Source organism: Paraclostridium dentum, assembly GCF_012922555.1.
Taxonomy (GTDB): Bacteria; Bacillota; Clostridia; order Peptostreptococcales; family Peptostreptococcaceae; genus Paraclostridium; species Paraclostridium dentum.
On sequence record NZ_WIPK01000003.1, the window covers coordinates 24,455 to 50,963 of the forward strand.

General features: G+C 30.2%; 21 protein-coding genes. 19 read left to right on the forward strand and 2 right to left on the reverse strand.

Going from position 1 to position 26,509, the window contains the following annotated elements; genetic code table 11:
- Nucleotides 1-73: 73 nt before the first annotated feature.
- Nucleotides 74-916: a formate/nitrite transporter family protein gene (locus tag GFJ41_RS07700; protein WP_170075028.1), complete on the reverse strand. Its 843-nt coding sequence runs from the start codon at nucleotides 914-916 to the stop codon at nucleotides 74-76.
- Between the two features lie 319 nt (nucleotides 917-1,235).
- Between GFJ41_RS07700 and GFJ41_RS07705 the strand changes: the two genes are divergently transcribed.
- The 11 genes from GFJ41_RS07705 to rlmD all read left to right on the forward strand — a co-directional run bounded on the left by GFJ41_RS07705 (nucleotide 1,236) and on the right by rlmD (nucleotide 15,211).
- Nucleotides 1,236-2,000 (forward strand): formate/nitrite transporter family protein, encoded by a 765-nt coding sequence (locus tag GFJ41_RS07705; protein ID WP_170075029.1) that lies wholly within the window; start codon nucleotides 1,236-1,238, stop codon nucleotides 1,998-2,000.
- A gap of 175 nt (nucleotides 2,001-2,175) precedes the next feature.
- A complete protein-coding gene (gene murB / locus GFJ41_RS07710) occupies nucleotides 2,176-3,090 on the forward strand; it encodes a UDP-N-acetylmuramate dehydrogenase (RefSeq protein WP_170075030.1) in 915 nt (304 codons plus the stop codon).
- A gap of 4 nt (nucleotides 3,091-3,094) precedes the next feature.
- A complete protein-coding gene (locus tag GFJ41_RS07715; protein WP_021430183.1) occupies nucleotides 3,095-3,808 on the forward strand; it encodes a PHP domain-containing protein in 714 nt (237 codons plus the stop codon).
- A gap of 14 nt (nucleotides 3,809-3,822) precedes the next feature.
- Entirely contained in the window at nucleotides 3,823-4,680 is an 858-nt protein-coding gene (gene rapZ / locus GFJ41_RS07720) for an RNase adapter RapZ (RefSeq protein ID WP_021430270.1), read from the forward strand.
- Nucleotides 4,681-4,695: 15 nt separating this feature from the next.
- Nucleotides 4,696-5,805: a gluconeogenesis morphogenetic factor MgfK gene (gene mgfK, locus GFJ41_RS07725; RefSeq protein WP_170075031.1), complete on the forward strand. Its 1,110-nt coding sequence runs from the start codon at nucleotides 4,696-4,698 to the stop codon at nucleotides 5,803-5,805.
- 64 nt (nucleotides 5,806-5,869) lie between these two features.
- Nucleotides 5,870-6,295 (forward strand): NUDIX hydrolase, encoded by a 426-nt coding sequence (locus GFJ41_RS07730; RefSeq protein WP_021430207.1) that lies wholly within the window; start codon nucleotides 5,870-5,872, stop codon nucleotides 6,293-6,295.
- A gap of 16 nt (nucleotides 6,296-6,311) precedes the next feature.
- Complete coding sequence (gene whiA, locus GFJ41_RS07735) at nucleotides 6,312-7,262, forward strand: DNA-binding protein WhiA (RefSeq protein WP_021430259.1); 951 nt, start codon at nucleotides 6,312-6,314, stop codon at nucleotides 7,260-7,262.
- A gap of 77 nt (nucleotides 7,263-7,339) precedes the next feature.
- Nucleotides 7,340-10,825 carry a DNA polymerase III subunit alpha gene (locus tag GFJ41_RS07740; protein WP_170075032.1) on the forward strand — a complete coding sequence of 1,162 codons (3,486 nt, stop codon included), beginning with the start codon at nucleotides 7,340-7,342 and terminating at the stop codon, nucleotides 10,823-10,825.
- Nucleotides 10,826-11,002: 177 nt separating this feature from the next.
- On the forward strand, nucleotides 11,003-11,962 hold the full coding sequence (pfkA, locus tag GFJ41_RS07745) for a 6-phosphofructokinase (RefSeq protein ID WP_021434155.1): 960 nt from the start codon (nucleotides 11,003-11,005) through the stop codon (nucleotides 11,960-11,962).
- A 16-nt stretch (nucleotides 11,963-11,978) separates the two neighbouring features.
- Nucleotides 11,979-13,739 carry a pyruvate kinase gene (gene pyk / locus GFJ41_RS07750; RefSeq protein ID WP_170075033.1) on the forward strand — a complete coding sequence of 587 codons (1,761 nt, stop codon included), beginning with the start codon at nucleotides 11,979-11,981 and terminating at the stop codon, nucleotides 13,737-13,739.
- Between the two features lie 113 nt (nucleotides 13,740-13,852).
- Nucleotides 13,853-15,211 (forward strand): 23S rRNA (uracil(1939)-C(5))-methyltransferase RlmD, encoded by a 1,359-nt coding sequence (gene rlmD / locus GFJ41_RS07755; RefSeq protein WP_021430269.1) that lies wholly within the window; start codon nucleotides 13,853-13,855, stop codon nucleotides 15,209-15,211.
- 112 nt (nucleotides 15,212-15,323) lie between these two features.
- Here rlmD and GFJ41_RS07760 read toward each other — a convergent pair whose 3' ends face one another.
- Complete coding sequence (locus tag GFJ41_RS07760) at nucleotides 15,324-16,340, reverse strand: D-2-hydroxyacid dehydrogenase (protein WP_170075034.1); 1,017 nt, start codon at nucleotides 16,338-16,340, stop codon at nucleotides 15,324-15,326.
- 576 nt (nucleotides 16,341-16,916) lie between these two features.
- On the opposite strand from GFJ41_RS07760, the gene GFJ41_RS07765 reads away from it, so the two are divergent.
- From GFJ41_RS07765 to GFJ41_RS07800, 8 genes are all read left to right on the forward strand, one after another.
- Entirely contained in the window at nucleotides 16,917-18,149 is a 1,233-nt protein-coding gene (locus GFJ41_RS07765; protein ID WP_053832117.1) for a CaiB/BaiF CoA transferase family protein, read from the forward strand.
- 21 nt (nucleotides 18,150-18,170) lie between these two features.
- Nucleotides 18,171-18,947: an acyl-CoA dehydratase activase gene (locus GFJ41_RS07770; protein ID WP_021430301.1), complete on the forward strand. Its 777-nt coding sequence runs from the start codon at nucleotides 18,171-18,173 to the stop codon at nucleotides 18,945-18,947.
- A gap of 18 nt (nucleotides 18,948-18,965) precedes the next feature.
- The gene (gene hadB / locus GFJ41_RS07775; protein ID WP_021430236.1) at nucleotides 18,966-20,192 is read left to right on the forward strand and encodes a (R)-2-hydroxyisocaproyl-CoA dehydratase subunit alpha; all 1,227 of its coding nucleotides are present in this window, start codon (nucleotides 18,966-18,968) and stop codon (nucleotides 20,190-20,192) included.
- The gene (hadC, locus tag GFJ41_RS07780; protein ID WP_170075035.1) at nucleotides 20,192-21,319 is read left to right on the forward strand and encodes a (R)-2-hydroxyisocaproyl-CoA dehydratase subunit beta; all 1,128 of its coding nucleotides are present in this window, start codon (nucleotides 20,192-20,194) and stop codon (nucleotides 21,317-21,319) included. Before hadB ends, hadC begins: the two co-directional genes overlap by 1 nt.
- 131 nt (nucleotides 21,320-21,450) lie before the next feature.
- Nucleotides 21,451-22,584, forward strand: coding sequence for a putative isocaproyl-CoA dehydrogenase AcdB (gene acdB, locus GFJ41_RS07785; RefSeq protein ID WP_021430248.1), 1,134 nt, complete (start codon nucleotides 21,451-21,453; stop codon nucleotides 22,582-22,584).
- Nucleotides 22,585-22,632: 48 nt separating this feature from the next.
- Nucleotides 22,633-23,418 (forward strand): electron transfer flavoprotein subunit beta, encoded by a 786-nt coding sequence (etfB, locus tag GFJ41_RS07790; protein ID WP_035117166.1) that lies wholly within the window; start codon nucleotides 22,633-22,635, stop codon nucleotides 23,416-23,418.
- A gap of 13 nt (nucleotides 23,419-23,431) precedes the next feature.
- Nucleotides 23,432-24,484: an electron transfer flavoprotein subunit alpha/FixB family protein gene (locus GFJ41_RS07795; protein WP_035117164.1), complete on the forward strand. Its 1,053-nt coding sequence runs from the start codon at nucleotides 23,432-23,434 to the stop codon at nucleotides 24,482-24,484.
- Nucleotides 24,485-24,904: 420 nt separating this feature from the next.
- Nucleotides 24,905-26,446: a sigma-54 interaction domain-containing protein gene (locus GFJ41_RS07800; RefSeq protein ID WP_226888381.1), complete on the forward strand. Its 1,542-nt coding sequence runs from the start codon at nucleotides 24,905-24,907 to the stop codon at nucleotides 26,444-26,446.
- Nucleotides 26,447-26,509 lie beyond the last annotated feature (63 nt).

Genomic DNA, 26,509 nt, shown 5'->3' on the forward strand with positions numbered 1-26,509 from the left:
TAACAAAAAGACAAAAATTTAACCATATAAAAACCCTCTTATGCATAATAAGAGGGTTTAACAATATATAATATTAATTTTCGTTTTTACTCATAAATAAGAAGTAGTAAGATCCTGCGATTATCATACCACCTATTATGTTACCTATAGTAACTGGTAGGAAGTTATGTAATAAAACATTTCCAAAGTTAAAGTTTGCAACATCAGCTAAAGTTTTATGAGCTGCTTCTAAATATGTTGGGTTTAATTTAACAATTAAACCAGCTAATAAATATCCCATATTAGCAACAACGTGTTCTACTCCTATACATACGAATACGAATATTCCTAACCAACCCATTATTACTTTTCCTGAAACAGACTTAGCTGCATATGAAGCCCAAACAGTAGCACAAACTAATAAGTTACATACTATACCTGAAGCTATAGCTGCAAAGAATTCTATGTTTGATTTACCAACAGCAGTTTTTATAACAACTCCCCCGTATAAACCATTACTCCAGTCAAATACACCAGATTTAGCAACTAAAGCGGCAGCAAAAGCAGCACCTATTAAGTTTCCGATCCAAACTAAAGACCAGTTTTTAAAAGTTTGGCCCCAAGTTACTTTTTTCTTTAACGCTGCTAGTGTTATAAGAATGTTACTTGTAAATAAATCTCCACCTGCTATTAATATAAGTACTAGACCAGCAGGGAACATAAGTCCAGCAACCATTTTTCCTAATCCGTAAGTAGCTGGATTAGCTAATAAGTTATATGATGCAGCAATAGAACCTAAAGCTCCTAAAGCTATATACATTCCAGCTAAAAATGCAGAAACTAAAACTTTTTTAGTTGGAGTAGTAGCTTTTTTTATTCCTGCATGTAAAGTATACTCAGCAACTTCAGCAGGTGTAAGCATTTTTTTATCACTCATTTAAAATTCCTCCTAATACAAAAAATATTATAATTAATTTAAAAATTTTATAAATACACAACTTCAACAATTATACAACAAATTAATTCCTTTGTATACAAAAAACGACATACAAGAAAATACAAAATTTAGGAAATAAAAAATTATTTTATTTAATTAAATTTCAAACATTGAGAAAGTTTAGTCAAAGTCTTGGCTCGACTAGATTTTGATAAATTTAAAAATGAATTTTAAATTATAGTAATGTTTCTAATTATTTGTGAAATTAATTACAACAAGCTTCATATAATTAAATATATAAATTTTAGGGGGAATTTTTATGGATAAAAATTTTTTGACTCCAATAGAAATAGCGAATGCAACTATAGAATCGGGGATAAAGAAATCAAAATTATCTACGAAAAAAAGTATATTACTAGGTATTTTAGCAGGTTTATTTATCGGGTTAGGGGCGTTAGGTAATATTTTAATTAGTCAGACTATAAAAGACCCAGGATTAGCAAAATTTGCAGGAGCAAGTATATTTCCAATAGGACTTATGTTAGTTGTAGTTTGTGGAGCTGAGTTATTTACAGGAAATAACCTTATGACAATGGCAGTTATGGATAAAAAAATAACAACGAAGGAAATGATTAGAAATTGGGTATTAGTATATATAGCAAATTTTATAGGAGCAATTACACTTGTGGCGTTTGTTTATTTTAGTGATACTTTGGTTAAAGATGCAGCTATAAAGTCTATAAATATAGCACAAAGCAAAGCAAACTTAGGATTTACAAGTGCTTTTTTAAAAGGAGTAATGTGCAATATTATTGTTGTTTTAGCTGTATGGTTTGCAACCGCAGGAAAAGATATAGTTTCTAAAATTTTTTCGTGTTGGTTTCCTATTATGTTATTTGTTTTATGTGGATTTGAACATAGTATAGCTAATATGTTTTTTATTCCTATGGGAATGGCACTAGGAGCTGATGTATCGATTTTACAATTAATCTTTAATTTAATAGCAGTTACACTTGGGAATATAGTTGGAGGGGCTATTATAGTTCCATATATATATTATAATTGTTATTTAAAAGAAGATTGATTAAACTTTAATAGCAAATAAAAAACGTTGATAGTTATATCAACGTTTTTTAGTCTCAATTCAAGGTTTTTTGTATATTGTTATTTTGTTTTTAATACATTATTATAGTATATGGATAATTTTAATGTAAAGAAGAAATTAAATGAATAAAGAACACCAATTAGGAGGAAATATAATGAATAAGGAATTTATATATAAACATTTATTAAATATATTAAATAAGGAAGACATACTTTTAGACGAACCGATGAAAAATCACATATCGTTTAAGGTAGGAGGTCCAGCGGATTTTTTAGTAAAACCAAGAAATGAAGAACAGCTAAAAGATTTAGTATCTTTATTAAAAAAGGAAGAGATACCATACTTAATTGTCGGTAATGGATCAAACCTTTTAGTTAGAGATAGAGGAATAAGAGGTGTAGTTATAAAAATAGCTGACAATTTCAATGAGTTTAGAATAGAAGGAAATACTGTTTATGCACAATCAGGAGCATTACTTTCTTTTATGGGTAAAGCTATATTAAATGAAAGCCTTACAGGGTTTGAGTTTGCAGCAGGTATACCAGGAACTTTAGGTGGAGCTGTAGCTATGAATGCAGGTGCATATGGCGGAGAAATGAAAGATATAGTAAAAAGTGTTAAACTTATGGATTTTGAAGGAAATATATGCGAATTAAGTAATGAAGAAATGCAGTTTTCTTACAGAAAGAGTATAATAAGTAAAAAGGAATATATTGTATTATCTGCAATTATAGAATTGAAAGAAGGTAACTTTGAAGAAATAAGAGAATCTATGAGAGAATTAACAAAAAGTAGAGTGACAAAACAACCTTTAAATCTACCAAGTGCAGGAAGTACATTTAAAAGACCAGAAGGGTATTTTGCAGCAAAACTAATAGAAGATAGTGGATTAAAAGGATTAACTTTAAGAGGAGCTCAAGTTTCAGAAAAACACTCTGGATTCGTAGTCAACTTAGGAAATGCGACAGCTAAAGATATACTAGATTTAATATATATAGTTAAAAATATAGTGAATTCTAAATTTGGTATTATGCTAGAAGAGGAAGTTAAAATACTAGGAGATGAATAATAATATGAAAATAATAGCTGATTATCATACTCACACTGTATACAGCCATGGAAAAGGAAGCATTGAAGATAATGTAAAAGTGGCTATTGAAAAAAATATCGAGAAGATAGGTATATCAGATCATGGGTATAAGCATATTGCATATGGAGTTAAATATGATAATATAGCGAAAATGAGAGAAGAAATAGACAGGCTTAATGAAAAGTATACTGAAATAGAAATACTTTTAGGGATGGAATGTAATATATTAGATGATAAAGGAAATATAGATGTAGATTATAAAATCTCTAAAATGTTAGATTACACTATGGCGGGTTATCATTTTGGATCAATGCCTACATCTATAAAAAGCGCTCTTAACCATACATTTAATTATTTAAGAATTAAAGGACATTGCAAAGATTACAACACAAGAGCTGTAATAAATGCCATTGAAAATAATGATTTATTTATAGTTACTCACCCTGGAGATAAAGGGGACGTATATATTGATGAAGTGGCAAAGGCGGCTGCTAAACACAATACTTTGCTAGAAATAAATTCACATCATGGCAACTTGAGTGTTGAGCAAATAAACAAGGTGAAAAATATAGGTGTAGAGTTTGTTATAGGATCAGATGCACATACTCCAAATAACGTTGGTAATTTTGAAAAAGCCTTAGAAATTGCAAAAGAAGCAAACTTGGATTTTAGCCTTATAAAAAATATTAAACTTTAAGAGGGGGAGATAGTATGAGATTTATAATAGTAACAGGATTATCTGGATCAGGAAAAAGTGAAGCTATGAAATCTTTAGAAGATATTGGATTTTATTGCGTAGACAATTTACCTCCAACTCTTATAACTAAATTTGCGGAGTTATGTTATCAAGGAAACTCTAATATAGACAAAGTGGCTTTAGGGATAGATATAAGAGGAAGAGAGTTCTTTGAGACATTACATGAAAGTTTAAGTTACTTAGAAAAAGAAAATTATAAATATGAAGTTTTATTTTTAGATTGCGCAGATGATATTTTAGTAAAAAGGTATAAAATGACTAGGAGAAATCATCCATTAGCTAAATCTACTCAAATAACAGAAGGAATAAAAGAGGAAAGAGAAATTCTTCAAACCTTAAGGGATAAGGCTGATAGTATAATTGATACTAGTAATATGAAACCTAGGGATTTAAAAGATGAAATAAGCAAGTTATATATAGAAGGAGAAAAAACTCCTAAACTTACAATATCTGTAGTTTCATTTGGATTTAAACATGGAATACCTATAGATTCAGATTTAGTATTTGATGTTAGATTTTTACCAAATCCATATTATGTAGAAGAGTTAAGACCTCAAACAGGGGAAGATCAAGTTGTAAGAGATTACGTAATGGACTCTGATGTAAGTAGAGAATTTTTTGCTAAGTTAGAAGATATGGTGGATTTCTTAATACCTCATTATATTGAAGAAGGAAAGAGTCATTTAGTTATAGCTATTGGGTGTACAGGTGGGAGACATAGATCTGTAACAATTTCTAATTTACTTTATGACGATTTGATCAAAAAGGGCTATAGAGTTGTAAAAAAACATAGAGATTACACTCTTAGATAAAATTTGGAGGGAATTATGACATCAGTAATAATTTTTATAGGATTAGTGGGGTGGATTTTTTCAATAAGCGTAGCTTTTTTATACCTTAAAGAAAAAAAAGAAAACTCTAATAAAACTATAAAAAATAATATAAAAGAAGAAAAACCTAGAGTAGTTGTAATAGGAGGAGGAACAGGTCAATCAGTCTTTTTAAGAGGACTAAAACATTACACTCCTAATATAACGGCTGTAGTAACTGTTGCTGATGATGGTGGAGGATCAGGAGTATTAAGGGAAGATTTAGGTATGTTACCTCCTGGAGATATAAGAAACTGTTTACTTTCATTAGCTAATATGGAGCCTACTATGGATGCTGTCATGAAATATAGATTTACAGAGGGTGCTTTAAAAGGTCAAAGCTTTGGAAATTTATTTTTAGCAGCTATGAATGGAGTTTACGGAAGTTTTGAAACCGCTGTTTATAAAATGAGTGAAGTTTTTGCTATAACAGGTAGAGTTTTACCTGTAACGCTAGAAGATATAAATTTAATAGCAAATCTTGATAACGGAAATATAGTAAAAGGTGAATCCAACATACCAAATCAAGTGAGAGTTCAAAATACAAAAATTAAGAGTATAGAACTAGAACCTAAAAATGCTAAACCACTAGATGAAGTTATTAAATCTATAAAAAACACAGATATTATTGTTATAGGTCCAGGAAGTTTATATACAAGTATAATGCCTAATTTATTAGTAGATGGAGTTATTGATGCAATAAAAGAATCTGAAGCTCCTAAAGTGTATATATCAAATATAATGACTCAACCTGGAGAAACTGATAACTTTAATGTTGTAGACCATATAAATGCTATAAATAAACATTGTGGGGAAAATATAATTGATATAGTAATAACTAACAATGAAGTTTTACCAAAACCTGTATTTGAAATTTATAACAAAGATGGTGCAAGCCAAGTATTATTAGACAAAAAACAAAAACAAACACTGGAAGATATGGGAATAAAAGTGGTAGAATGTAATTTAGTAGAAATAAAAAGTAACTATATAAGACACGATGCAGATTACATATCTAATGTAGTTGTTAATTTGGCACTAAGTCATATTTATGATAATGAGAAGTAAAAAAGGATTTTAAAAATTTATGTAGAAATCCTTATTATTATGTTATTTTAAGGAGTGAACACCAATGAGAGAAGAGGTTAGTGCCGGGGGCGTAGTATTGTTTGGTAATGCAGTGCTCTTACTTAGAAAATTTAATGGAGACTGGGTATTGCCTAAAGGAAAAGTTGAAATTGGAGAGAATAAGGAAGATGCAGCACTTAGAGAAGTTCTAGAAGAAACAGGTGTAAAGGCTGATATACTAAAGTATTTAGGTGAAATACATTATACTTTCAAGGAAAATTGGGATGAAAATAAAGCAGTTCATAAAACTGTATATTGGTATTTAATGCAAGCAAGAAATATGGATACTATTCCTCAAAAAGAGGAAGGTTTCATCGATGCTAAGTTTGTTCACTTAGATAGAGTAGTAGATTTAGCTAGATATGACGATGAAAAAGAAATTATAAAAGTTGCTTTAGACGAGATTAAAAAAAGATTAAAAAAGAATTAACTATAGGTGATGAAAGATGTCTTTTTCAGCAGAAACAAAAAATGAGTTAGCTAGAATTTTTTCGGATAATGAATGCTGTAATATAAGTGAACTTTCTGCAATAGTCAGATTAGCAGGAAGTATACAAATCGCTGGGTATAAAAAATTAAATTTAAAAATAAGTACTGAGTTAAACTCGACTGCTAGAAAGATTTTTAAATTATTAAAATCTAATTTTGGAATTAACACAGAGATATCGGTAAACAAAAATCAAATGTTAAAACGAAATAGCAGTTATGTACTTATGGTTACTAGTGAAATGGGTGCGGAAAATTTATTAAGAGAGTTAGGTATTTTATCTCAAGAAGATTATTTCTTTACGATGAATAAAGTTCCTGAGGGTCTTATTAAAGACAATGACTGTATTAGAGCTTTTATAAGAGGTGCTTTTTTAGGTGGAGGCTCTATTAGCGATCCAGAAAAAAATTACCATTTAGAATTTGTAACAAATAATGAAGAATTTGCAGAGTCCTTAAAGGATCTTATAAATTCGTTAGGATTTAATTCAAAAACTGTATCTAGAAAAAATAATTACGTAGTATATCTAAAAGAAAGTGAACAAATATCAGATTTATTAAATATAATAGGAGCTCACCAAGCTTTATTAAGCCTTGAAAGTACAAAGATAGTAAAAGAAATGCGAAACAACGTAAATAGAATTGTTAATTGTGAAACAGCTAATTTATCAAAAACTGTTAATGCAGCTGTTAGGCAAATAGAAAATATAAAGTATATACAACAAAAAGTAGGATTAGATCACATTCCACCAAACTTAAGAGAGATAGCAGTTTTAAGAATAGAGTATGAAGATTTAACATTAAAAGAACTTGGAGAAATGGCTAGTCCTCAATTAAGTAAATCAGCAGTTAACCATAGGTTAAGGAAAATAGAACAAATAGCAGATAATTTAAGATTGAAATTCGAATAAGAGGCATTATGCCTCTTTTTTTGATTAAGAGGGATATATTGTGGTAAAATTACTTCTATAAGCAGGAGGTGAGGTCTTTGAGCAAAGATTTTGTACATTTACATGTTCATACAGAATATAGTTTGCTAGATGGTTTTTCAAGAATAAAAAATTTAGTAAACAGGGCTAAAGAATTAAATATGAGTGCAGTTGCAATAACTGACCATGGATGTATGTTTGGGGCCATAGACTTTTTTAAAGTAGCAAAAAAAGAAGGAATAAAGCCGATTATAGGATGTGAGGTTTATACAGCACCTAGAGGAATGAAAGATAAAGACCCTAATTTTGATAAATCTCAGGGACATTTAATACTTCTAGCTAAAGATACTACAGGATATCAAAATCTAATTAAGTTAGTATCAGCAGCATATGTACAAGGATTTTATTATAAACCAAGAGTTGATATAGATGAAATTAAAAAACATAGTGAAGGTATCATTGCACTTTCTGCTTGTCTAGCAGGAGATGTATCACAAGCATTGATGAATAGAAATTATGATAAAGCTAAAAATATAGCTTTGAAGTATAAAGAAATTTTTGGCGAAGAAAATTATTATTTAGAAATTCAAGATCATAATTTACCTGAGCAAAAAGAAGTTAACAGAGAGTTAATAAGACTTTCTAAAGAAATTGGAGTTGGATTGGTAGCAACTAATGACGTCCATTATGTAAGAAAAGAAGATTCAAAGATACATGATATATTAATGTGTATACAAATGGGTAAAACTGTAAATGACCCAGCTAGAATGAGATTTGGGAGTGATGAATTCTATCTTAAATCTAGAGAAGAAATGGAAGAAATTTTTCCTGAAGTTCAAGAAGCTTTAGATAACACTTCTAAAATTGCACAAATGTGTAATGTTGAATTTGATTTCAATACTATACATTTACCTCAATACGATGTTCCTGATGGATATACACCTCAAGAATATTTAAGGATGTTATGCTTTAAGGGGCTTAAAGAGAGATATAAAAAGCCTTCAAAAGAGATTTTAGATAGATTAGAGTATGAATTAGGTGTAATTGAGAAAATGGGTTACGTAGAGTACTTCTTGATAACTTGGGACTTTATAAATTTTGCAAGAGAAAATAGTATTATGGTAGGCCCAGGTAGAGGTAGTGCTGCTGGATCTATAGTTTCATACACTTTATATATTACTGATATAGACCCAATAAAATATTCTCTATTATTTGAGAGATTCTTAAACCCAGAACGTGTATCTATGCCCGATATAGATATAGATTTTTGTTATGAGCGTAGAGAAGAAGTTATAGATTATGTAAAAAGGAAATATGGTGAAGATCATGTTGCTCAGATCATAACATTTGGAACAATGGGAGCAAAAGCTGCTATAAGAGACGTTGGAAGGGTATTAGACGTTAGTTATAACAAAGTTGATAATATAGCAAAAGAAATTCCTTTTGCACTAGGAATGACAATAGATAAAGCATTAGATACAAATCCTAATCTGAAAAAATTATATGAAGAAGATTCAGAGACAAAAGAAATAATAGATGTTTCAAGAAAAATAGAAGGAATGTTAAGACATGCATCAACACATGCTGCAGGAGTTGTTATATCTAAAAAGCCAATAGATGAGTATGTCCCTTTATATAAGCATCAAGATGCTATAACTACTCAGTTTACAATGACAACTTTAGAGGAACTAGGTCTATTAAAAATGGACTTCTTAGGATTAAGAACCTTAACAGTAATAAGAGATGCACTTGATTTAATAGAAAAAAATCATAATTTAAAAATAAACTTCTCCAAAATGGAGTATGATGATCCTAAAGTTTATGAATTGCTTTCATCTGGAAACACTCTAGGGGTATTCCAGTTAGAGAGTGCTGGTATGAGAAGCTTTATGAAGCAGCTTAAACCGGATAATTTTGAGGATATAGTAGCCGGAATATCTTTATACAGACCGGGACCTATGGATTCTATTCCAGTTTATATAAATAATAAAAATAATCCTGAAAATGTAGAATATCTTCATAAAAAACTAAAACCTATAATGGAAGTTACATATGGGTGTTTAGTTTATCAAGAGCAGGTAATGCAAGTTGTTAGAGACTTAGGTGGATATAGTTACGGACGTAGCGACTTAGTTAGAAGAGCTATGGGTAAAAAGAAAATGGATGTAATGGAAAAAGAAAGAGAATATTTTATCCATGGTAAGACAGATGAAAATGGAGAACTTGAAATAGCTGGATGTGTTAGAAATGGAGTACCTGAAGATATAGGTAACAAAATTTTCGATGATATGATTGACTTTGCGAAGTATGCATTCAATAAAAGTCATGCCGCTGCATATGGAGTTTTAGCATATGAAACAGCATATTTAAAAGCTCATTATCCTGTCGAATTTATGGCAGCATTAATAACTAGCGTCATGGGTAATACAGACAAAGTTGTTGAATATATAAGAGAGTGTAATAGCCTAAAAATAGATGTTTTAAAACCAGATATAAATAAAAGTTTTACTAAATTTTCAGTTGAAGATAAAAGTATAAGATTTGGACTTGCAGCAGTAAAAAATGTAGGTGTAAATGTATTAAATAATATAATAAAAGAAAGAGAAAGTAGCGGAGAATTTAAAGATTTTAATGAGTTTTGTAAAAGGTTAGATTCAAAAGATCTAAATAAACGTATAATTGAAAGTCTTATAAAATGTGGAGCTTTTGATGAAATGGGCGACAATAGAGCTAGCTTACTTCTTGGATATGAAAAACTTCTTGAAAGTATATCTATGGATAGAAAGAAAAATTTAGCAGGACAAGTTTCATTATTTGATGGATTTGAAATGGATGAATCTATAAATAATGATATACAAAGTATGTATACATTACCACATGTAAAAGAATTAGAAGAAAAAGAAAGACTTTATTTAGAAAAAGAAGTATTAGGAATGTATGTAAGTGGGCATCCATTATCTCAATATAAAGATGAAATAAAAAGAAATACTACAATAAATAATGCTGAACTAAATGAAATAAAAGACGACTATATTACTTATCTAAATTTAAATGAAAGAGAAGTAACGATGGGTGGTATAGTAATAAATAAAACTATAAGAACAACAAAACGAAATGATTTAATGGCCATAATTGAATTAGAAGATTTATTTGGAGTTATAGAAGTTATAGTTTTTCCTCAAGTTCTTCAAAAATATAATACAATTATCCAAGAAGATAAAATTATTTATATAGATGGAAGATTGAGTATAAAAGAAGACGAAAATGCAAAACTTATAGCTAGAGAAATAAGAGATATGAATGATAGTGGGAATAAAGATAAGCCTACTTTATACTTGAAAATTAATTCTATAGAAAATAAAGACTTAGTAAATGATTTAATATCGGTAGTAACTAAATACCCGGGAGAAAATGATATATATATATATGCAGAAAATATAAAACAGGTATATAAATGGAACCATATAAAGGTTAATATAAACGAAAATTTAATTAATGAATTGGAACATATATTGCCAAAAACAAATATAAAAGTAAAATTTTAAGGGTATTTAAAATTTTATTATATAAAAAAGTAGCGAAATTATGATATAATAGACAAAAAATAGATAGTTTCGCTACTATCTGAATTTTTTTAATTACACTGGGATGAAAATATAATATAGGGACTTAAAATGTCCCTTAAAAAATGAAATATATTAATCAACTAGGAGGTAATGTTAATGAAAACTATAGGTATATTAACTAGTGGAGGAGATGCGCCAGGTATGAATGCAGCTATAAGAGCTGTTGTTAGATCTGCTATATACTATGGGTGTAAGGTTTATGGAATAAATAGAGGGTATAAAGGATTAATAGAAGAAGACATACAAGAAATGAATTTATCTTCAGTTGGGGATATAATACATAGAGGTGGAACTATATTAAAATCATCTAGATGTGAAGAATTTAAAACAGAAGAAGGAAGAGCTGTAGCAGTAAAAATACTTAAAAAATATAAAGTAGATTGTCTTGTTGTTATAGGTGGAGATGGATCATTTAATGGAGCTCAAAAATTAAGTGATTTAGGATTCCCAGCAATAGGAATACCAGGAACTATAGATAACGATTTACCATATACAGATTATACTATAGGTTTTGATACAACAATGAATACTATAATAGATGCAATAGGGAAAATAAGAGATACATCTTCATCTCATGAAAGGGTTAACATTGTCGAGGTTATGGGAAGACACTGTGGAGATTTAGCTTTATATGCAGGTCTTGCTGGTGGAGCAGAAACAGTTATAGTTCCGGAAATAGATTTCAAAATTGATGATGTTTGTAAAAGATTAAAAACTACTCAAAAAAGAGGAAAGAGACATAGTATAATTGTTTTAGCTGAAGGGGTTGGAAACGCTAGTGAGCTAGGAAAAGAAATAGTTTCTAGAACAGGAGCTGATTTAAGAATAACAGTATTAGGACATGTTCAAAGAGGTGGAAGTCCGAGTGCATTCGATAGAATACTTGCAAGTAGAATGGGTGTACGTGCTGTAGAATTATTATTAGATGGTAAATCAGCTAGAGTAGTTGGTATAAAAGATAATAAGATTATAGATTTAGATATATATGAAGCTTTAGCTATGAAAAGAAAATTTGATGATGAAACTTATGAATTGGTAAAAATATTATCTATATAAATTAGGAGGATCTAACATGTTAAAAGGGATAAAAAAGACTAAAATAGTTTGTACATTAGGACCAGCATCACAAAGCGAGGAAACTTTAACTCAACTTGTAGAAAATGGATTAAACGTATGCAGATTCAACTTCTCTCATGGTTCTCATGAAGAGCACAAAGAAAGATTCGATATGGCTAAAAAGGTTAGAGAAAAATTAAATAAACCAGTAGCTATATTATTAGATACTAAAGGTCCAGAAATAAGAACAGGAAACTTCCAAGATCCAGAGGTTTTATTAGAAGAAGGACAAAAGTTCACAATAACAATGAAAGACGTTGTTGGTACTAAGGAAATGTGTACAGTAAGTTATAAAGGTCTTGCAGAAGATGTTACTACTGGGGACACTATACTTATAGATGACGGACTAGTTGGTCTTAGAGTAGAGGAAGTAAAAGGGGAAGAAATACACTGTGTAGTTGAAAACTCAGGAATAGTTAAAAATCATAAAGGTGTTAACGTACCGAGAGTAAAAATAAATTTACCTGCTATAACAGACAAAGACATAAGTGATATAGAATTTGGTATACAACAAGGTATAGATTACATAGCTGCATCTTTCGTAAGAAAGGCATCAGATGTTTTAGCTATAAGAGAAGTATTAGAAAACAATAATGCTACAGATATACAAATAATATCTAAAATAGAAAACCAAGAAGGTGTAGATAATATAGATGAAATATTAAAAGTTTCTGATGGTATAATGGTTGCTAGAGGAGACTTAGGTGTTGAAATACCTACAGAAGAAATACCTATAGCTCAAAAAATGATGATAAGAAAATGTAATGAATTAGGTAAACCAGTAATAACTGCAACACAAATGTTAGATTCTATGATAAGAAATCCTAGACCTACAAGAGCAGAAGTAACAGACGTTGCAAACGCTATATATGATGGAACAGATGCAATAATGTTATCAGGAGAAACTGCAGCTGGTAAATACCCTGTAGAAGCTGTAAAAACAATGGCTACTATAGCTAAGAGAACAGAAGAAACTTTAAATTACAATGAATTATTAAAAAATAAGAAACTTAACGGAGTAAATGTTACAGATGCTATAAGTCATGCAACATGTACAACTTCAGTAGATTTAAAAGCTTCAGCTATAATAACTTCAACATCTTCAGGACACACAGCTAGAATGGTATCTAAGTTCAGACCGGAATGTCCTATAATAGCTGCTACAAATGATGAAAAAGTTATGAGAAGATTAGCTTTAACTTGGGGTGTATATCCTATAATGGCAAGCGAAGCTACAAATACAGATGAAGTTATAGAAAACTCTATAAATGCAGCTAAAGAAGCTTCTTACTTACAAAATGGAGAATTAGTTGTTATAACTGCAGGAGTTCCAGTTGGAGTTAGCGGAACTACTAACTTAATAAAAGTTCATGTAGTAAGTGAAGAAATAACTAATGGTATAGGTGTAGGAACTAAAACTGTAGAAGGTAGAGTAAGAATATTTGATAATAAAAATGAAGTTTTAGACTTCGAAGAAGGCGATATAATAGTAACTCATATGACAGATGCACATATGAATCCATATATAGAAAAATGTGGGGCTATAATAACTGAAGATGGTGGAATGACATCTCATGCTGCTATAGTAGGTATAAACCTAGATAAAGCAGTAGTAGTTTCAGCTAAAAATATAATGGACTTAGTAAATGATGGTGAAGTAATCACAGTTGATACAGCTAGAGGCGTTATATATAGAGGAGCAAGTAGAGTATTATAAAACTATAAATTCAAAAAATTTGTGCTATATTTAATATAGGGGCTTTATAAGCTCCTATTTTTTTGGTAAAATAAGTTTTTGTAGTTTAATTATTATGTTCGGAGGAAAAGTCTATGCTATTAAAAGACAGAGAGTATGAAGTTGACGTTGTTGATATAGGTCAAGGTGGCGTTGGAATTGGTAAGCATGACGGGTTTACAGTTTTTGTAGATGGTGGCTTGATAAGCGACAAGCTAAAAGTAAAAATAACTAAATCTAAAAAAAACTATGCAGTTGGAGAAATAGTAGAAATAATAGAAAAATCTCCATTTAGAGTTGAAAGAGTATGCTCAGATAAACTATCTGATTGTGGAGGTTGTCAAATACAAGAGTTAGACTATCAAAAGCAATTAGACATAAAGACTAATGAAGTAAAGCAAACTATTAGTAGAATCGGTAAATTAAATGATACACTAGTTCATCCAACATTAGGAATGGAGAATCCATTTAGATATAGAAACAAAGCTCAATTTCCAATACAAAAAATAGATGGAAAAACAGTTATAGGTTTTTATAAAAAGAAGAGTCACGATGTGATTCCTACAGATAAGTGTATAATTCAACATGATGTAAATGATAAAATAATTAAAATAATAAAAACTTATATAAAAGCTTATAATGTTAGTATATACGATGAAAAGACTCATACAGGAGTATTAAGACATTTAGTAACTAAAGTTGGATTTGAAACTAAAGAGGTAATGGTTGTTTTAGTAGCGAACGGAAAGAAACTTCCATATTTAAATGAATTAGCGTCAGTATTAAAGGAAAATGTGCCAGGTTTTAAAACTCTTGTTTTAAATACAAATAGAGAAAAAACTAATGTAATTTTAGGAAAAGAAAATAAAGTTATATATGGTGATGGGAAGATAAATGACTATATAGGAGATTTAGTTTTTGAAATATCTCCATTATCGTTTTTCCAAGTTAATCCATCACAGACGGAAGTTTTATATAATAAAGCATTAGAATATGCTGATTTAAAAGAAAATGACACAGTATTTGATATTTACTGCGGAATAGGAACAATATCTTTATTCTTAGCTCAAAAAGCAAAAAAGGTTTATGGTGTTGAAATTGTTGGAGATGCTATAAAAGATGCTAAAATAAATGCAAAATTAAATAAGCTAGAAAACACAGAATTCTTTGTAGGTAAAGCAGAGGAAGTAGTTCCTAAGTTATACAAAGAAGGCAAAACAGCGAATGTAGTAGTTGTAGACCCACCTAGAAAGGGATGTGAAGAGTCAGTACTAGATACTATAGTATCTATGGAACCTGATAAAGTTGTATATGTATCGTGTAATCCATCAACTTTAGCTAGGGATTTAGCTTATTTAGATGAAAGAGGATATAAATGTAAAGAAATTCAACCAGTAGACATGTTCCCACATACTATGCACGTTGAATCTGTAGCATTATTATGCCGTGATTAGTAAATTAAATTAATATATATATAAATATAATAAAAGGCTATCTTAAGTCACTTTATGTGATTTAAGATAGCCTTTTAAGTTTATAAATTTATTTAAATATAGCTAAAAGCTATTAAGCATTTACAAGTTTTAATACATTATTAACGCTATCACCAGTAGCTAACACTTCTTTTACACAATTTAATGCAGTGCTTACTAAATTATCAACTGCAGTAGTAGTAAAATAGCCTATATGATGAGTAAATAGGACATTTTCCATATTTAATAATTTCTTTACTTGAGGATCAGTAAGGTCGTGATGAGGTATTACTTTGTTTAAGAAAGTACCTTCAGTTTCAAATGTGTCTAAAGCAGCAGCATATAGATATTTATTTTCTAAAGCTTCAATTAAATCGTCTGTACAAACAACTCCACCTCTACCTGTATTAACTAAAAAAGCATCTTTTTTCATTAATTTCAGGTTATCTTTATTTATCATGTGTTTTGTACTTTCAGTAAGAGGTGTGTGTAAAGACACAACGTCAGCTTCTTTCATAAGATCATCTAAAGAATCTTTGTAAGTTAAAATTTCTTTTAGATCTTCGTTAGGATAAGCATCATAGGCTATAACATTTGCACCTAGTCCTTTGAATAACTGTGCAGCAGTTGAACCGATCTTACCTGTACCTACTATACCTACTGTAGTAGATCTAATTTCTCTTGCAATTAAATTAGCTGACCATCTAAAGTCCCCAGTATTAACATTTCTATTAATAAGGTGCATGTTTCTCAGGAGATTCATTGTCTGAGTTACCGCAAGTTCTGCTACTGAGTTTGGTGAATAAGCAGGTACATTAGTTATAACTAAATCATTTTTAGTAGCTTGGTCTAAATCAATCATATCAAAACCAGCTGCTCTAGAAGCTATTTGTTTTATTCCAAATTCTTTTAATTTTTCATAAATTATAGCGTCATCAATTGGATTAGTTTGTTGAATAGAAATTCCGTCGTACCCTTTAGCTTTGTCAACAGTCACTGATGATAAGCCTTCTTCAATTGTATCGACTTGAACATTGTTCCCATTCTCCTCAATCCATTTTGCTATTGCAGGTAATTCATGTTCACGTGTACTAAACATTAATATTTTCATATTAAAGCCCCCTTATTTTTTAATAGACAAGCTATTATACAATTAAAAAAGTAATATAAATAAAACACTATAACAATATATTTATATGAGTAGCTCATCTATTATAATAATTATTTATATAATGACAAATTATAGTCAAAATATAAAAAAGCACATAACTATAAATAGCATATGGAAATTAAATAATTAACTAACAATATGCTATTATGATTAAATCATAACATACACTTAGTTAATTTTACAACAATCTAAATGGATAAATTTTCAATCAAATTTAAATGAAATATATATTTGAAAAATAGTGAAAATAAAAAGTCTTGCAAATTGCAATACTCTAGAGGTATTTTGCAATGGAAATTAGATTAATTAATAGAAATATAAAAAAACAAAACACAAGAGAATGTGTAAAAATTAACTATTTCATTAAAAAAATAACTTTTGGCACGATAAATGCTTAACAAAATAAGTATCAAAATAAAATTTATCTCAAAAGTTTTTAAAACTTATTTTTAGAATTATTAATTATTAAATTAAATTAAATATTATATGATGTTTATAATTATAGGAGGTTGAGTTATGGATAATAAAGCATTACTAAAAGGTGTTAGGGTTGTTGAATTATCAAGTTTCGTAGCAGCTCCTTGCTGCGCCAAATTACTTGGGGATTGGGGCGCAGAAGTAATTAAGATAGAGCCACTTGGTGGAGATGGAATAAGAGTTATGGGTGGAACTTTCAAATCTCCATGTACAGATGAAGAAAATCCAATGTTTGAATTAGAGAATGGAAATAAAAAAGGTATAAGTGTAAATGTAAAAACAAAAGAAGGAGTAGAAATAATTCATAAGCTTTTAGCTAAAGCTGATATATTTATCACTAATGTTAGAGAACAAGCTCTTTCAAAAATAGGTCTTACTTATGATCAATTAAAAGATGAATTCCCTGCTCTTATACATGCTCATATACTTGGATATGGAGAAAATGGACCATTAAAAGATAAACCAGGATTTGACTATACAGCATACTTTGCAAGAGGTGGAGTTAGTCAATCTCTTATGGAAAAAGGAACTTCTCCTTGTAATACAGCAGCAGCATTTGGAGATCACTATGCAGGAGTTTCATTAACAGCAGGTATCTTAGCAGCTCTTTACAAAAAACAAATGACAGGTGAAGGGGATAGAGTAACAGTAAGTTTATACCATACAGCACTTTATGGAATGGGAATGATGATTACTACAGCTCAATATGGAAACACAATGCCTATATCAAGAGCTAAGCCAAATAGTCCACTTATGACTACTTACAAATGTAAAGATGGTAAATGGATACAACTTGCATTAATTCAATATAATAAATGGCTTCCAAAATTCTGTAACGTTATAAATAGACCAGAAATAATGGAAGATGAAAGATTCAATGATATAAAAGTAATGCCATTACACGTTGATGAAATGGTTGAAATAGTTGGAGCAGCAATGCTTGAGAAAACACTAGATGAATGGTCAGCATTATTAGAAGAAGCAGACCTTCCATTTGAAAAAGTTCAAAGTTGTGAAGATATACTTGAAGATGAGCAAGCTTGGGCAAACGATTTTCTATTTAAAACTAAATATGCAAATGGAAATGAAGGTGTGCTAGTAAACGGACCAGTTAAGTTTAAAACTATGGGAATAAAAGAATATACACCAGCTCCAAGAGTAGGAGAACATACAGAAGAAGTTCTTAAAGAGTTAGGTTATACAGAAGAAGAAATATTAAATATGGTTAACTCTCAAGCTGTTAAGTTAGATGATTCAAAAGAGCTAGTTTAGAGATAAAAAGGGGCGCTCAAAATGTACACAATGGGATTAGATATAGGGTCAACTGCATCTAAAGGACTTATTTTAAAAGATGGAAAAGAAATAGTAGCTTACTCTACAATATCTTCAGGAACTGGAACTAGCGGGCCTGCTAGAGTTCTTGAAGATTTGTATAAAAAGCTTAATATAAAAGGTTCTGATATTCAAAATACTGTAGTAACTGGTTATGGGCGTATGAAATACGCTGAAACTCATAAACAAATAAGTGAATTAAGTTGTCATACTAAGGGTGTAAAATTTTTAGTACCTACAGCTAGAACAGTAATAGATATCGGAGGACAAGATGCTAAAGCACTTAAGTTAGATAATAACGGGGTTATGTTAAACTTCCTAATGAACGATAAATGTGCAGCAGGTACTGGTAGATTTTTAGATGTTATGGCAAAAATCGTTGAAGTGGATGTATCTGATCTTGGAGATATATCAATGAGATCTCAAAATGAAGTATCCATAAGTAATACATGCACAGTTTTTGCAGAATCAGAAGTTATATCACATTTATCAAATGATATAGCTATAGAGGATATAGTTGCAGGAATACATACTTCAGTTGCTAAAAGGGTTGCCAGTTTGGTAAAGCGACTTGGAGTTAAAGAGGATGTAGTTATGGTTGGAGGAGTTGCTAAAAATTCAGGCGTCGTTAAAGCTATGGAAAGAGAGTTAGGGACTAATATAATAGTTCCTGAGATACCTCAACTTACAGGTGCCTTAGGAGCAGCTATATATGCCTACAATGAAACAAAAAAATAATAGTAAAGAGGGATGAAAATGTCTGAAAAAAAAGATGCTAAAACAGTAATAAATGAGCTCTTAGCTCAACAGTATGCAAATGCTTTTAAAGCTAAAGAAGAAGGTAGACCTGTTGGTTGGTCAACTTCAGTATTTCCTCAAGAATTAGCAGAGGTATTTGATTTAAATTTATGTTATCCAGAAAATCAAGCAGCAGGAGTAGCTGCAAAAAAAGAATCATTAGATTTATGCGAAAGATCAGAAGCTCAAGGGTATTCTATAGATTTATGTGCTTATGCTAGAACAAATTTTGGTTTTTTAGAAAAAGGAAAAAGTGATACTTTAGATATGCCAAAGCCAGACTTTTTACTATGTTGCAACAATATATGTAACCAAGTAATAAAATGGTATGAAAATATATCAAAAGAGTTAAATATACCTATGATAATGATAGATTTACCTTTCAATGATGAAGATCATGTTACAGATGAAAGGGTTGAATATATAAAAGCTCAATTCCAAGAAGCTATAACACAACTTGAAAAAATATCAGGCAAAAAATTTGATCCTAAAAAGTTTGAAGATGTAATGAAGACATCTGCTGAGAATGGTAGACTTTGGAAATACTCAATGAGTTTACCTGAAGGTTCAGATCCATCTCCAATGAATGGATTTGATTTATTCACTTATATGGCAGTAATAGTTTGTGCAAGAGGTAAAAAGGAAACTACAGAAGCATTTAAACTTTTAATAGATGAATTAGAAGAAAATAAAAGAAATAAAGTCTCTACATTTAGAGGAGAAGAAAAATATAGAATAATGATGGAAGGAATTCCTTGTTGGCCTTATATAGGATATAAAATGAAAACACTAGCTAAATATGGAGTTAATATGACAGGTAGTGTTTACCCACATGCATGGGCTCTTCAATATGAAGTTAATGATTTAGATGGAATGGCAAGAGCTTACAGTGGAATGTTCAATAATGTTAACTTAGATCAAATGACAGAGTTTAGAGTTAACTCATTAAGAGATGGTAAATGTGATGGAGCTTTCTATCATATGAATAGAAGCTGTAAACTTATGAGTTTAATTCAGTATGAAATGCAAAGAAAAACTGAAGAAATTACAGGAATACCATCAGCTGGTTTTGATGGAGACCAAGCAGATCCTAGAGGATTTACTAAGGCTCAATTTGAAACTAGAATACAAGGTCTAGTTGAAGTTATGGATGAGAGAAAAAATCTTAACAGAGGTGAAATATAATGGAAGCTATGTTAGCAAGAATGCAAGAGGTAATTGATAATCCAAATGAGGTTATCAAAAAATTTAAAAAAGATACTGGAAATAAAGCTATAGGATGTTTCCCAGTTTACTGTCCAGAAGAAATAATCCATGCAGCAGGAATGTTTCCTGTAGGTATATGGGGTGGACATACTGAATTAGATCTAGCAAAACAGTATTTTCCAGCATTTGCATGTTCAATAATGCAATCATCTCTAGAATATGGACTTAAAGGAGCTTACAATGAACTTTCAGCTGTTATAATACCTGGAATGTGCGATACATTAATATGTTTAGGTCAAAACTGGAAGGTAGCAGTTCCACAAGTACCTTATATAGCTTTAGTTTATCCACAAAATAGAAAACTAGACTCAGGGGTAAAATACTTAGTTAATGAATTTAAACATGTAAAAAAAGAATTAGAAAAAATATGTGGTCATGAAATAACAGAAGAAAAATTACATGAAAGTATAGAAGTTTACAATGAACATAGAAGAGTAATGCAAGAGTTTGTAGCGTTAGCTCCTAAGTATTCAAAAACAATAAAACCTTCAGTTAGAAACTTAGTTATAAAAAGTGGATTCTTTATGAGAAAAGAGGAACATACTGATTTAGTTAAAAACCTTATATCTAAACTAAATAAAATGCAAGTTGAAGAATGTACAGGAAGCAAAGTTGTACTTACTGGTATATCACTGGACTCAAAAGATATCTTAGAGATATTAGAAGAAAATAATATAACAGTTGTTGCAGATGATTTAGCTCAAGAATCTAGACAATTTAGAACTTTAGTTCCAGATGGAAAAGATGCTTTAGAAAGATTAGCAAGACAATGGTCAAATGTAGAAGGCTGTTCATTAGCTTATGATCCAGATAAAAAACGTGGTTCTATGATAGCTGATGAAGTAAAAGCTAAAGGAGCAGATGGGGTAGTATTCTGTATGATGAAATTCTGTGATCCAGAGGAATATGATTATCCAGTAGTTAAAAAGGATATAGAATCAAGCGATATTCCTACTTTATATATAGAAGTAGATCAACAGACATCAAACAATGAGCAAGTAAGAACTCGTGTGCAAGCCTTCTCTGAGATGCTTAGCTTCGCCTAAAATTTATATTTGTAACAAGCGAAATCTTTATATTTAATAAACTAAATATTGATTCTAGAAATTATTTATAAGGATTTCGTTTTTAATAATATCTCATATCAAAAATTTTAGAATATAAAATGGAGGAGAATATGTTATTTAATAAGGAGAAAGAACTTTTAAGAAAAGCAGTAAGAGACTTCGTAAGTAGAGAATTGGCAACTTTACCAGAAGAAATTGATAAAACTGGGGAAATGCCAAGAGAATTATTAGACAAAATGGCTAAAACAAAATATACAAGCGTTACTGTACCTGAAGAATATGGGGGAGCAGGTTCAGATTACGTATCATATGCAATAATAATGGAAGAACTTAGTAGAAGATGTGCATCAACTGGAACTTATGCAACTGCAGCATCATCTCTAGTATCATTACCGATACTTAACTATGGAACTGAAGAACAAAAACAAAAATATTTAAGAGGTATCGCATCAGGTGAAATGATAGGAGCGTTTGGTCTTACAGAACCAGGAGCAGGATCTGATGCTTCAGCACAACAAACAACAGCAGAACTTGATGGAGATTATTATATATTAAATGGAAGAAAAACATTTATAACTAATGCTCCTATATGTGATGTTGCTATAGTAATTGCAGTTACAGATAGATCAAAAGGTCTAAAAGGAACATCTGCATTTATAGTAGAAAGTAAATGGGAAGGATTCTCTCACGGAGCTCATGAAGATAAAATGGGTATAAGAGGAACTCAAACTTCAGACCTAATATTTGAAAATGTAAAAGTACCAAAAGAAAACTTATTAGGAAAAGAAGGTATAGGATTTAAAATAGCTATGAATACTCTTGATGCTGGTAGAATAGGTGTTGCAGCTCAAGCATTAGGTATTGCACAAGGTGCACTTGATGAAGCTATAAAATATACAAAAGAAAGAGTACAGTTTGGGAAAACACTTTCTAAATTCCAAAATACTCAATTTACTTTAGCTGATATGGAAACAAAAGTAAATGCAGCTAGATGGTTAGTTTATGATGCAGCTGAAAAGAAAGATGCAGGAGTAAATATGACTAAAGAATCTGCTATGGCTAAATACTATGCAGCTGAAATAGCAAATGAAGTTGCTTATAAAGCATTACAATTACATGGTGGATATGGATTTATAAAAGATTATCCAATCGAAAGAATATATAGAGATGCTAGAATAATGTCTATATATGAAGGTACATCAGAAGTTCAAAAAATGGTAATATCTTCAAGCATTTTAAAATAAATTAAGCCTTTAAAAATATTTTATACTAGTTAAATGGAGGTAAAGACTTTGAAAATATTAGTTTGCGTTAAACAAGTTCCAGATACTAATGAAGTTAGAATAAATAAAGAGACAGGAACTCTTATAAGAGATGGTGTTCCAAGTATATTAAACCCTGATGATGCAAATGCATTAGAGCAGGCATTAAGATTAAAAGATGAACATGAAGGATCAAAAGTAACAGTAATAACTATGGGACCTCCTCAAGCAGACTTTATGCTTAGAGAGTGTTTAGCTATGGGTGCTGATGAAGCAATCCTTCTTAGTGATAGAGCGTTTGGAGGAGCTGATACTTGGGCAACTTCAAATACAATAGCAGCAGGAATCAAAAAGATAGGCGATTATGATATAGTATTTGCTGGAAGACAGGCTATAGATGGGGATACAGCTCAAGTTGGACCACAAATTGCTGAAAAACTTGATATACCACAAGTTACATATGTGCAAGATTTCTCTATAGATGGAGATACAGTAACTGTACAAAGACAATTAGAGGATGGATACGAAGTAATAAAAGTAAAAAAACCTGTTCTTTTAACAGCTGTTAAAGAACTTAATGAACCAAGACATATGTCTGTTGATAAAATAGTAAAAGCATTTAAAACAGAAGTAAAAGTTTGGACTATAGACGATTTAGATGTAAATAGAGAAGAAGTAGGACTTAAAGCATCACCAACAAAAGTATTTAAATCATTTACACCAGATCCAAGAGGTAAAGGGGAAATACTTAAAGGTAATCCAGAAGATATTGTGAATACGGTACTAGTAGGACTAAAACAAAAGCACATTATATAAGTTGGAGGTTAAGATGAATACAAATATAAATGAAAATATAAAAGATTTTAGCTCATACAAAAATGTTTGGGTGTTTGCAGAGCAAAGAGATGGTGCAATAACACCAGTTGTAATAGAATTACTTGGAGAAGGTAGAAAATTAGCTGATGAAATAGGTGTTAACCTTTGTGCAATATTATTAGGTAAAAATGTAGATTCTATGGCTAAAGAATTAGTTGCTTATGGAGCAGATACAGTTTACACTGCAGATGATGAATTGTTAGAAAAATTCACAACTGATGCTTATACAAAAGTTATAACTGATGCAATAAATGAATTTAAACCAGAAATAGTACTTTATGGAGCTACACATATAGGAAGAGACTTAGCTCCAAGAATAGCTTCAAGAGTAAGTACTGGTCTTACTGCAGATTGTACAAAACTTGAAATAGATCCAGATGATAAAAAGTTAAAACAAACTCGTCCAGCGTTTGGTGGTAATATAATGGCTACGATTATATGCCCTAACACTAGACCTCAAATGTCTACAGTTAGACCTGGAGTTATGGAAAAAGCAGAGAAAAATGATTCTAGAAATGGAAAAATAGTTCCTATATCATTTAACTTAAGTAAAGATGATATAAGAGTAGAAGTTATAAAAACTGTTAAGACTAAAAAAGATTTAGTATCTTTAACAGATGCAAATATAATAGTATCTGGAGGACTTGGAATGGGAAGTCCTGAAGGATTTGAAATGTTAAAACAATTAGCTGATAAATTAGGTGGAGTAGTAGGAGCATCACGTGCAGCTGTTGACGCTGGATGGATAGACCACTCTCATCAAGTTGGTCAAACAGGAACTACTGTTAAACCTAATCTGTATATAGCTTGTGGTATATCTGGAGCTATACAACATTTAGCAGGTATGCAAAACTCTGATTTTATTATAGCTATAAATAAAAATGAAACAGCTCCAATACTTGATATAGCAGATTATGGTATAGTAGGAGATGTTAAAGATATAGTTCCATTACTTACAGAAAAACTTGATAGTGTAGATGATTTAATCGAACTAGTTAATGCATAGATTTTATAAAATTAATCTAGTCGTAAAAACTTATATATTATAGTAAACCTAATCAAAATAATCCTTGTGTATAATGTGATTTAATATTATATACAAGGATTATTTAATTTAGCGTCTAAGTATATAATTAGGGCTAAATTTAATTAGTACCAATTACATAAAAATATAAAAAAACATATTAAATTAGACAAAATGACAAATTTAATAAAAAAATAACAATAATTTTATAATTAATGGATTGTAGATGATATAATGTTCTTAGGTAGGAAAATGGTTTTTTATATTTAATAGGGGTGTAATTTACTAAATAAGGAAGGGCTGAATAGAGTGTATAATGATTTTAGGGGCTTTATTAATCACTTAGAAAATCCAGCAATTTTATGCAGTGAAACTGGGGAAATACTAGATTTTAATGCACAAATGAAAAAGATTTTTAATTTTGTTGATGTGGACAAGCCATCAAATATATCTGTTTTGGACAGTACATTTAATGAAAATGACTATTTTTCCAACAATAGAAAAAAAATACAGCTTAGAGATTTAAATATGTTCGTAGATGTTTATTCGATTAGAGATTATAAAAATGAATTACAGTATATTTATTTATTTGAAAAATCTATGATAACAGATAAGGTTGTAGAGGACATAATTGAACATATAGATGAAGTTGTAGTTATATTTAATAAAGATGGTGTTATTGAAAAGATGAACAGCTTATGTGATGAGATATTACCATTTAAAAGAAAAGAAGTTCTTGGGAGAAAAATTGACAAACTAGTTTATATGGGATTAGTAGAAGAACCGATAATACTAAATATGCTAGGAGTTAAGAAAAAAACTTATAAAAATATAGTTTATCCTGGAGGTAAAGTTATAGCATACACAGCAGTTCCTATATGGGATAACAAGGGAGAAGTAAAAGGGGGAGTGTTAACTGGTAGAGATATTTCTAGAGTTATAAACTTAGATTCTCCTCACGCCAAAGATTGTACAACAGCCACTAACTCGGAATATATAAGCAAAAGTGAAGTTATGGATAATATAAAAAATGTAGTAAAGAGAGCAGCAGCATCTGATTCTTCCATTTTTATAACTGGAGAGTCTGGTGTAGGAAAAGAAATTATAGCTAGAAAAATATGTAAGTATAGTCATAGAAGGGATAAACCATTTATAGCAATTAACTGTGGTGCAATTCCTAATGAGCTCCTAGAATCAGAGTTTTTCGGATATGAAGAAGGTTCTTTTACTGGAGCTAAAAAGTCTGGGAAAAAAGGTCTTTTTGAGCAAGCAAATGGAGGTACTATATTTTTAGATGAAATAGGCGAATTGCCACTTCAAATGCAAAAAAAATTACTTAGAGTTATACAAGAAAATACGATTACTAGAGTTGGAGGAACTAAACCGATAAAAATTGATGTAAGGTATGTAAGTGCTACTAATATTTCAAATGAGGATTTACATGATAATTTGAAGTTTAGACAGGATTTATATTATAGACTTAGTGTTATACCTATAAAAATACCTCCATTAAGGGAAAGAAAAGAAGACATAATGCCTTTAGTTGAATATTTCTTAGATTTATACAACACTAAATATAATAGAGAAATAAGCATTTCTCCTAAGGTTATGGAATTGTTAAATAATCATTCTTGGCCTGGAAACATAAGGGAACTGAAAAATATTATCGAAAGATTTGTTGTTTTATCAGTTAAAAATACGATAGGAGAAGATGAGTTTAACATGCTAATAAATTTAGATGATTTATCTAAGGAAAATGACTTGAAATCTCCAATAGTTGTAAATGGTATTGTAAATTTAAATGAAGCATATAAAATAGTAGATCAAATAATTATACCTAGAGCAATAGATAAGTATGGCTCTATTACACAAGCATCAAAACAAATAGGGATAGATTCTTCTACTATACATAGAAAAATAAAAAGTGGATATTTAAAATTATAATAATTAAATATAGTAGTTGCGAAGCCTAAATGATTCTGCTATCATTATGGTATAAGTACATAT

Bases quoted from the DNA above. Each gene is read 5' to 3' on its own strand.
- GFJ41_RS07700 (WP_170075028.1), bottom strand. From the start codon at position 916: ATGAGTGATAAAAAAATGCTTACACCTGCTGAAGTTGCTGAGTATACT.
- GFJ41_RS07705 (WP_170075029.1), top strand. From the start codon at position 1,236: ATGGATAAAAATTTTTTGACTCCAATAGAAATAGCGAATGCAACTATA.
- murB (WP_170075030.1), top strand. From the start codon at position 2,176: ATGAATAAGGAATTTATATATAAACATTTATTAAATATATTAAATAAG.
- GFJ41_RS07715 (WP_021430183.1), top strand. From the start codon at position 3,095: ATGAAAATAATAGCTGATTATCATACTCACACTGTATACAGCCATGGA.
- rapZ (WP_021430270.1), top strand. From the start codon at position 3,823: ATGAGATTTATAATAGTAACAGGATTATCTGGATCAGGAAAAAGTGAA.
- mgfK (WP_170075031.1), top strand. From the start codon at position 4,696: ATGACATCAGTAATAATTTTTATAGGATTAGTGGGGTGGATTTTTTCA.
- GFJ41_RS07730 (WP_021430207.1), top strand. From the start codon at position 5,870: ATGAGAGAAGAGGTTAGTGCCGGGGGCGTAGTATTGTTTGGTAATGCA.
- whiA (WP_021430259.1), top strand. From the start codon at position 6,312: ATGTCTTTTTCAGCAGAAACAAAAAATGAGTTAGCTAGAATTTTTTCG.
- pfkA (WP_021434155.1), top strand. From the start codon at position 11,003: ATGAAAACTATAGGTATATTAACTAGTGGAGGAGATGCGCCAGGTATG.
- pyk (WP_170075033.1), top strand. From the start codon at position 11,979: ATGTTAAAAGGGATAAAAAAGACTAAAATAGTTTGTACATTAGGACCA.
- rlmD (WP_021430269.1), top strand. From the start codon at position 13,853: ATGCTATTAAAAGACAGAGAGTATGAAGTTGACGTTGTTGATATAGGT.
- GFJ41_RS07760 (WP_170075034.1), bottom strand. From the start codon at position 16,340: ATGAAAATATTAATGTTTAGTACACGTGAACATGAATTACCTGCAATA.
- GFJ41_RS07765 (WP_053832117.1), top strand. From the start codon at position 16,917: ATGGATAATAAAGCATTACTAAAAGGTGTTAGGGTTGTTGAATTATCA.
- GFJ41_RS07770 (WP_021430301.1), top strand. From the start codon at position 18,171: ATGTACACAATGGGATTAGATATAGGGTCAACTGCATCTAAAGGACTT.
- hadB (WP_021430236.1), top strand. From the start codon at position 18,966: ATGTCTGAAAAAAAAGATGCTAAAACAGTAATAAATGAGCTCTTAGCT.
- hadC (WP_170075035.1), top strand. From the start codon at position 20,192: ATGGAAGCTATGTTAGCAAGAATGCAAGAGGTAATTGATAATCCAAAT.
- acdB (WP_021430248.1), top strand. From the start codon at position 21,451: ATGTTATTTAATAAGGAGAAAGAACTTTTAAGAAAAGCAGTAAGAGAC.
- GFJ41_RS07795 (WP_035117164.1), top strand. From the start codon at position 23,432: ATGAATACAAATATAAATGAAAATATAAAAGATTTTAGCTCATACAAA.
- GFJ41_RS07800 (WP_226888381.1), top strand. From the start codon at position 24,905: ATGAAAAAGATTTTTAATTTTGTTGATGTGGACAAGCCATCAAATATA.